General features: G+C 57.5%; 2 protein-coding genes. Both read right to left on the bottom strand.

From position 1 onward, the window contains the following. Window positions 1–203: 203 nt before the first annotated feature. Window positions 204–1,097 carry an SDR family NAD(P)-dependent oxidoreductase gene (locus VK574_RS03275; protein ID WP_472798377.1) on the bottom strand — a complete coding sequence of 298 codons (894 nt, stop codon included), beginning with the start codon at window positions 1,095–1,097 and terminating at the stop codon, window positions 204–206. A 332-nt stretch (window positions 1,098–1,429) separates the two neighbouring features. Continuing rightward, window positions 1,430–2,038: hypothetical protein (locus VK574_RS03270; protein WP_472798376.1), on the bottom strand; the 609-nt coding region annotated here is incomplete at its 5' end.

The raw sequence follows: 2,038 nt of genomic DNA, 5'->3' as shown, positions 1-2,038 counted from the left end.
ACGAGTTCTTGCCGATATCGATGCCGATCACGGCGATTGCGGTATTGGCTGTCTGAGACATGGCGTGCTCCCTCGTCTTTGGCGCCCCTTGCCAGCTTCGCTTGCTGGCGGGGCAGGAGCACGGCCGGACCATCCCATTAGCGGTCATAACGCAGCTCAAAAATTCACAAAGAGCTTCTGATTGCTCGAATCTATTCGCGCTCTCATCCCTTACTGGGCTCGAACGGACCCGGTTCGGAGAAGCCCTCGATCGATTCGACCTTTGTGTAGTTCTCGGCGATGCTCTCGGGTGTCAGATGTGGATCGTGGAAGCCAGGTCCCATGACGATAGCGATACGTTGGATTGCTCCAGCTTCCACGTTGTAGATGCGGTTCGTCTCGGAACAACCATCGCTGGCCAGCCAGACGATCACCGGCGCGACAGCCTCAACTGGCATTGTGGCTTCGCTCTGCTTCAGCCAATCGGGATCCGCAACCGCCGCCGCGTGCATCCTCGTGTACGCGTTCGGCGAAATGGTGTTCACGAGAATCCCATGCTCAGCGCCTTCAATTGCAAGAATGCGCATCAATCCGACTACTGCGCACTTGGCCGCCGCATAGGTGGCTTGGCCCCGTAGTCCGAACAGCCCGCTGACTGAACTCGTGAGGATGATCTTCCCATAGTGCTGTGCGACCATGTACGGCCAGGCAGCCTTCACCGTGTTGACCGGCCCGCCGAGGTGCACGCGCCAATAGTGATCGAAATCATCAAGGGTGGCGTCCTCGAATAGCTGGCTTCCGCAGATACCGGCGTTGTTCACGAGAAGGTCTATTCTCCCGAAATGCTCGATGGTCGTCGCGATCAGGTCACTGCCACTTTCAGGGGTGGAAACATCGCTGTTATTCGCGATTGCCTCGCCTCCACGTGACCGAATGAGGTCGGCCACCTGTTCCGCTATCGTGGAGTCCTTCCCGAACCCCGATACGTCGGTCCCCAGGTCGTTCACCACGACCCGGGCACCGCGTTCGGCGAGAAGTTCGACGTATGCCCGCCCCAGCCCGCGGCCTGCCCCAGTCACAACCGCGACCTTCCCCTCTAACGAAATTCGTTCAGTCATCTCGCTATCCTCTTCCGACAAGATTCAACTAGTCGCGTCTCTATTAGCTGGCCCATCCCAGATGTATCACCAAGAACGCCAAGCGGCCGTAAACGGCTCATAAGCGATCATCGATACGCCGTAGCCACCAGCACTTCGACGCTGATCGCCGTTTTGTGCAAGTGTCGCCTATTGGCACGTTTGAGACATGTCGTCGGACCCTGGAAAGGTCTGCTTATGGAGGTAGAGCGGAAGTCATTGGGACACGGTCGAAACGACGCGATTGACCCTTTGCGGACATATCGAAATCAAAACAGACCGAAATGGCCGAGACGAGAAGCACTGCGGCTCAACTACGGAAGTCCTTTTGTCACCGTAAAGGGATTGAACCCACGTTCCGCGAGGGCAGCCCACGAAGCTGCGCCAAGATGTGGCAATCGGAAATAGAGTCGCGGCTTGGTCGGATCGGTGTCCAACACGAACCCAGTCGGTAACTCGCGGGCAGTTGTGGCATACAACCCACCATCCGGCGACCTCTGGGATTCGATGACAGCGATCAACGACTTTGCCCTCCCAGTCCTGCCAAGCAATTTCAACAAGAGAGCCATTTGGCCCGTCCCTTCGGTCCACACACCGTCTCGGTCTTCACCGTAGGAAAAGCCCTCGTCGACACTCATTCGCTGTTCGGCGGTAGTAATTGCCGATGCAAATTTCTCGGCCGCTCCGGGGAGCGCCATTAAAGGCCAGACCTGGGCATCCAGAGCCAAAATCGGATTGTGCGTGACACCGTCTTCAGCGGTACCTGCGGCGAAACAGGCGCATGCCGGATCCCACATCGTATTTACGAAGTACTCAGCAACCGTTGCCTTATCGCGCCAGCGCGAATCGCCTGTACGGATCGCAAGAAGGCCAAACGCGGCGGCGAGGTCAGTATTATGTTCAGTCGATTTCCACGTCCGCAC

This window comes from Occallatibacter sp., assembly GCF_035317045.1.
In the GTDB taxonomy this organism is placed as follows: Bacteria; Acidobacteriota; Terriglobia; order Terriglobales; family Acidobacteriaceae; genus Telmatobacter.
This window is presented reverse-complemented; position numbering and strand designations above follow the sequence as displayed.